4 protein-coding genes are annotated in these 6,262 nt (G+C 59.4%); 3 read left to right on the top strand and 1 reads right to left on the bottom strand.

The annotated features are described in order from the left end of the window. Positions 1–114 precede the first annotated feature (114 nt). On the bottom strand, positions 115–579 hold the full coding sequence (locus tag Q7U76_01485; protein ID MDO8355048.1) for a hypothetical protein: 465 nt from the start codon (positions 577–579) through the stop codon (positions 115–117). A gap of 604 nt (positions 580–1,183) precedes the next feature. Between Q7U76_01485 and Q7U76_01480 the strand changes: the two genes are divergently transcribed. From Q7U76_01480 to Q7U76_01470, 3 genes are read left to right on the top strand one after another with little or no spacing between them, the layout of a single operon-like run. Next, positions 1,184–1,738 carry a response regulator gene (locus Q7U76_01480; protein MDO8355047.1) on the top strand — a complete coding sequence of 185 codons (555 nt, stop codon included), beginning with the start codon at positions 1,184–1,186 and terminating at the stop codon, positions 1,736–1,738. Further along, positions 1,732–5,004: an efflux RND transporter permease subunit gene (locus Q7U76_01475; protein ID MDO8355046.1), complete on the top strand. Its 3,273-nt coding sequence runs from the start codon at positions 1,732–1,734 to the stop codon at positions 5,002–5,004. Before Q7U76_01480 ends, Q7U76_01475 begins: the two co-directional genes overlap by 7 nt. Before the next feature lie 4 nt (positions 5,005–5,008). Continuing rightward, on the top strand, positions 5,009–6,241 hold the full coding sequence (locus Q7U76_01470) for an efflux RND transporter periplasmic adaptor subunit (protein MDO8355045.1): 1,233 nt from the start codon (positions 5,009–5,011) through the stop codon (positions 6,239–6,241). The last annotated feature ends 21 nt before the right edge of the window (positions 6,242–6,262 follow it).

Below are 6,262 nucleotides of genomic sequence, written 5' to 3'. Positions count from 1 at the left end.
TGCCGTCCGCAAGGCGTAAATCTGGCACCGGTCTTCGTAGGTGATCCGACGATATGTGCGCATCAGTAACCCCTTGGTGTGCCAAGAGGTTACTCCATCACGCCGTCGTTGACGTTATGCACTGGCTACTTGAATCCGCGTGATATTATCTCTGCCTACCCGCTCTTTAATCAGACACAGTTTTTCCAGGTGGCTACTCTTTGTAATTCCCTCACGACCGAAATTCCCAAATAGCTTATGAAGGCTTTCATGTAGTGCCGAAGCAAAGTGATTTCCAAGCCCACTTCCCCTATTACCGGATGCCGTGAATCCCAACCATGTTTGTTTCACCTCTGGAAACCTAAACCATGCCCTTATGAGACCAGGGTCAAGATGGCCACTGTCCGATTTTTCTCTCAGAAACGTCAGGTATTTAATAATTTCTTGATGGAGCGCTTGATACTTAGCCTTCTTACTGTTGAAGAGTAAGAAGGGATCAATAAAAAGAGGGAGATCTGTAACCAGGGAAATGTCGAAAGCCCCATATTGTTGGAGCGCTTCTGGAGATATCTTAAAACATTCTGAAAAGTAGCCACTCATAGGACGCAGGCTACGACTGGCTAGCATTAGGTGTCAACTCAAGAGAGCTGGCAGTAGCAGCATTTTCAAGTTGGGCGGTCAGAGAGGAAATCCGTGTTATTTTCCATCCGAGTTTACCCGTATCCTATCCATCCCATATAGATGATTCTATTCACGATGACGGGTGGCCTGAATCGGTCTCCCACTGCGCGCATTGAGGGAGCACATTCTGATCGTGCGGCCTCAGCGAGCACAGGAGACCGATCAGGCCGCTATAATGCTCCTTCCAAGCTCGCTCGCTTCCCCATCTCCCCCTAGGGCGAGATGATTTCCCAGCGGGTGGCGCTGACCTGGGAGCCCAGCCGCCTGCAGCGGGGCCCCACACCGGGCGGGGTGCGAAGCCGGCTGGGCTGGTCAGCGACAGGACCCGCTCTTTCTCCTCTCTGGAATTTTTCCCCTCCCCTCTGGAATTTCTCCCCATCTTTCAACTCGTCGCTCGTATCTCGTCGTTCGTCGCTCGCAAGACGTTAACCACTCAACTCACCGTTATAGTTAAGTATTCCCGTTAGACCATCCCATTCTTCGCGCCCGGCACAATCCCTGCGATATCCCCTCCTATATATATATGGTGACGCACCCCTCCATCCTCTTGATCGAAGACAGCCCAGGCGAATGCGAACTCTTTCACCTCGCGCTCGCCCAAACCGGCATCAATGTCACCCTCTATATCGAACAGGACGCCGAAGCGGCCTTCCGATTCTTAAATCACCTGGCAGCCCATGTCCCTGGATGTTCCCCTGGCGAGGCGGCTGGTGTGGTCTCCACTGCGCGCATTGAGGGAGCACATTCTGATCGTGCGCACTCAGCGAGCACAGAGACCATGCCAGCCGCCTCGCCATCCCTGCCCGCACTTATCTTGCTCGATCTGAATCTCCGCGGCCAGGACGGATGCGACTTCTTAAAGCGGCTCCGATCCGATCCCCGCTTCACCGCGCTCCCCGTCGTCATCTTCACCACCTCCGACGATCCAATCGATATCGCCCGCTGTTATGCGAGCGGCGCGAACGGTTATGTGGTAAAACCAGGCACCTTTGCCGAACTCGTTCAATGTATTCACGATATCTGCCGGTACTGGATAGATAGAAACCGCGTTCTTCCTATGATCGGAACTCCATGCTGACCCGCGCCTCGCTCAAAAACCCCTACGCCGTCTTTGCGCTCTGCATGATCATGCTCGTCCTCGGGGGCGTGTCCTATCAGAAGATGCGGGTGGACATCTTCCCCGAGATCAAGATCCCGACCATCCTCGTCACCACCTTCTACCGCGGCTTGAGCCCCACCGAAATGGAAGGCGCGATTACGCTCAAGATGGAGCAGCGGTTCGTCGAAGCGAGCTACGTCGAACATATCGAATCCCAGTCGCTCGCCGGGATGAGCTACATCAAAGTCTTCTTCCAGCCCGAATACAGCATCGATTCGGCCCAGTCGGAACTGACCAGCCTAGCCTACAGCATCATCCGGCTGCTTCCACCCGGCGTCTATCCCCCCTCCGTCTATAAATTCGGCGTGGCGAGCCTGCCGGTGGGACTTCTCTCCGTGAGCAGCGAGACGCTTGGTGCGAAAGAAATTCGCGATCTCGCCTATTTCAATATCCGTCAGCAGATCGCCACTATCCCCGGCATTTCGTTCGGCCCCCCCCTGGGCGGCAAGGTCAGGCAGATCACCGTCTTCCTCGATCAGCAGCGGATGATGGCCCGCGACGTGTCCCCCTCCGACGTCGTCAAAGCCGTCAATTCCCAGAGCGCCATCATCCCGGCCGGCAACATGAAGATCGGCGATCTGGACTATTACGTCTATTCGAACAGCCTCATCGAGGCGGTCGACAAGATCAACGACATCCCCATCAAGATCGTGAACGGCACGCCGATCTTCGTGCGCGACATCGGCACGGCGGCCGACAGCGCCGCGATCCAAACCTCGATCGTGCGGGTGAACGGGCGCGAGGCCACCTATATCCCCATCACCAGGCAGGAGGGGGCCAATACGCTGGAAGTGACGGACGGCATCCGCGCCAAGCTCTCGAAGCTGACGGAGATTCCTTCCGGCACCACGGTCAAATTCATCTACGACCAGTCCCTCTATATCCGGCAGGCAATTGCCAATCTGCAGAAGGAAGGCTTGTTGGGCGCGGTGCTGGCAGGGCTGATGATCTATTTCTTTCTCAGCAGCATCAAGGCGGCGCTCGTCGTTGGACTAGCGATTCCCCTCTCGCTCACCGCGGCCCTCGTCGCGCTCTATTTGACCGGCCAGAGCGTGAACATCATGACGCTCGGCGGATTGGCGCTGGTGATCGGCACTCTGTTGGACAACAACATCGTCGTGCAGGAGAACCTGCATCGCCATCTGGAGATGGGGAAAGACGGCCGCTCCGCAGCGGAAGACAGCGCGACAGAACTGACACTCCCGATTCTGGTCGCCACGATCTGCATCCTGATCGTGTACCTCCCCATTCTGTTCTTCACCGGCATCATCAAATTTCTCTTCGTGCCGCTGGCCATGACCGTGGCCTTTGCCATGCTCGCCGATTATGCGGTCTCGATGTCTGTGACGCCGGTGCTCCTCGCCTACTTTTATTCGAAGGGCCATGGCGGGGACGGCACGGAAGAAAGCTCCGCCTCCACCGGCTGGTTCCGCTATGTCCTGGCTGTGTATGTCCCGCTGTTGCGGACGGGCCTGCGCTTCAAGCCGGTCGTGATCGGCCTGGCCCTCCTCGCCCTCATCGGCACCGCCCTCCTCCTGGTCCCCCGCCTCCATACGGAATTCTTCCCGCGGATCGATGCGGGCAATTTCACCATGCACATCTCGGCGCCGGAAGGGTCGCGGATCGAAAAGACCACGGCGATTGTCGCGCAGATCGAGAAACTGGTGCAGGAGACCATCCCGAAAGGCGACCTGGAAGAGGTCATCTCCAACACGGGGCTTTATTTCGGCGATGCGGCCCGGTTCGCACCGAACACCGGCAACCACACAGCCTTTCTCCTGGTGAACCTCGTGACCGGCCACGAAGGCCGCACGGACGACTACATCGCCACGTTACGAACCAGGCTGCACCAAAACCTGCCAGGCGTCGAAGTCTCCTTTCAGACCGGCGGCATCATCAGCGATGTGCTGAACTTCGGCTTGCGTGCGCCGATCGACATTCAGGTGAAGGGGCCGACGCTCGACGTCATCCGGTCGGTGGCGGAAGAGATTCAGCAGAAAGTCGCGCGGGTGCCGAACACAGTGGATGTGCGAATCAAGCAGGGCAAGAGCTACCCGGAAATGCACATCGACGTAGATCGCACCAAGGCCGCCTACTACGGCATTGCGCAGGATCGTGTGATCATCGACGTGATCACCGGCATCAGCTCGAACATCGCGCTCAGCCCTAATTTCTGGCTCGACCCGAAGACTGCCAACGGCTATTTCCTACTGGCGCAGTATCCGGAACAGTCCCTGACCAGCACCGAGGACCTGCTCAACATCCCGATCATCGGCGCCCGCACGCAACTCCGGTCCATGTCTTCGCTGACCACGACCGGCGCAAGCGGCTCCACGATGGCGCTCCAGAACACCCCCTTCGCCGGGCGGCAGATGGAACTGTCCAGCGGCAACTATGCCTCCGGTGATGAACGGCGGGGACCGCCCGTGCTCCTCCGGGATGTGGCGTCCCTCTCCTTCAAGACCGGCCCGGACTCCGTGGACCATTACGACCTGTCCCGCTTGATCGACGTCTTGATCACCCCCGTCGGCAACGACCTGGGCCATGTCGCGAAAGACATTGAAGCAGTCCTGGCGACCATCCAGCTCCCGAAGGATGTGACCTTGCAGCTCCGCGGTGAGGTCGCCAACATGCGGGGCGCCATCAACAACTTTGCCTTCGCCTTGCCCCTCGCCGTGCTGCTGATCTATCTCGTGATGGTCGGACTCTTCCGCTCCTTAGTCGATCCCTTGATCATCCTGGTGGCGGTGCCGCTGGGCTGGATCGGCACGGTGCTGTTACTGCTGCTGACCGACACCTCGGTCAATGTGGAATCCATGATCGGCACCCTCATGATGATGGGCATCGTGGTCTCCAACAGTATTCTGCTGGTCGACTCGGCCAACCGCCGGGTGCGCGCCGGCGCCACCGCAGAGGAAGCCGTATTCCAGGCCGGCACCAGCCGCATTCGCCCGATCCTGATGACGGCCCTCGCCACGATCCTCGGCCTGTTGCCGCTGGCGTTGGGCTTCGGCGAAGGGAACGAGACGATGGTGCCCCTGGCCCGCGCGGTCGTCGGGGGTCTCGCCGTCTCCACCGTCATGACCCTGCTCGTGGTGCCGGTGATGCATGTGCTGGTCTTGGGACGACGCGTGCACATCCATGAATTGCCAACGACCCCGCCCGCTTCTGCTGAGGAGATCTAGGACCATGTCGAACCGTTCAGTCTGCATCGTCGCCGCCCTGCTACTGGTCCTGACCGGCTGTGACAAAGAAGAGCCTGCGAAGAAGGCCGCATCCGGAGCCGCAGCGCCAGCCGGTTCCAGCCAGGACCAGACCGAGGCCGTGGCACAAGGCGACAGCCAGCCGGTCGATGTGCAGGTGACGAAACCGACCAGACGCCTGTTGGTCTACAGCGTCACTCTGCCGGCGAACGTCTCTCCACGTTATCAAACGACGCTCTACGCGAAGGTATCGGGCTATCTGAAATGGATCGGACCGGACAAGGGCGATGCGGTCAAGAAGGATCAGGTCCTGGCCATTATCGATGCGCCGGAAGTGGAAGAGCAGTACCACCAGGCCCAGTCCGACTACCACATCAAGCGGCTGACATCGGAACGGTTGGCCAAGGTCTGGAAGGAATCGCCGGACGTGATCGCCAAGCAGGATGTCGATGTCGCGGAGGCGGCGACCCAGGGGGCCAAACATCTGGTGGATCAGCGGATGGCGCTTCGCGACTACACGAAAGTTCGCGCGCCCTATGCCGGCATCATTACGGCCCGCTTTGCCGATCCCGGCGCGCTGATCCAGATCGCCACGGCCTCGTCGTCCGGAGCGATTCCGCTCTTCACGATCATGGATCTCGATACGGTGCGCGTCTATACGAACGTGCCGCAGGACGATTCACCCTGGGTGCAGCCCGGTATCACCAAGGCCAGCGTGATCGTCAAGGGATTGGAGGGGCGCTCGTTCACCGGCACCGTCACCCGTTCGACCCTGGCGCTCGATCCCTCGACACGCAGTCTGCTCGTCGAAATCGATCTCCCGAACCCCGACCATGCGCTCCGCCCCGGCACCTTTGTGGAAGTCTCTCTCGGATTGCGGGAAATTCCCGATGCGCTCGTGCTCCCGCCTCAAGCGGTCATCAGCGGGCCAAAAGGGAAATCCGTGTTCATCGTCGAAGCCAGCCGCGCAAAGTCGGTGCCGGTGCAGACGGGCATCAGCGACGGCCGCTGGATCGAGATTACCTCCGGCCTGTCTGGCGACGAAGAGGTCGTCGTCGTCGGGAAGCGCAAACTGGTCGATCGTTCGCTCGTTTCTCCGGCGCCGTTCAACCTGCCGGAAGGGAAACCGGCCCAGCAGAAATTCGAACGACGGTCGCCTGGCGCGTCCGGCCCGACGGCCACGCATACAGACACCGCTCAGCCCAAGAACACCAACTAGCTCACACAGACCTATCGACAT

The sequence above is a fragment of the Nitrospirota bacterium genome, assembly GCA_030645475.1.
Lineage (GTDB): Bacteria > Nitrospirota > Nitrospiria > Nitrospirales > Nitrospiraceae > Palsa-1315.
The sequence above is the reverse complement of the archived record's forward strand: the minus strand, read 5'-3'. Positions and strand labels throughout refer to the sequence as shown.

Coding starts and splice junctions, on each gene's coding strand:
- Q7U76_01485 (MDO8355048.1), bottom strand. CDS start 579: ATGAGTGGCTACTTTTCAGAATGTTTTAAGATATCTCCAGAAGCGCTC.
- Q7U76_01480 (MDO8355047.1), top strand. CDS start 1,184: ATGGTGACGCACCCCTCCATCCTCTTGATCGAAGACAGCCCAGGCGAA.
- Q7U76_01475 (MDO8355046.1), top strand. CDS start 1,732: ATGCTGACCCGCGCCTCGCTCAAAAACCCCTACGCCGTCTTTGCGCTC.
- Q7U76_01470 (MDO8355045.1), top strand. CDS start 5,009: ATGTCGAACCGTTCAGTCTGCATCGTCGCCGCCCTGCTACTGGTCCTG.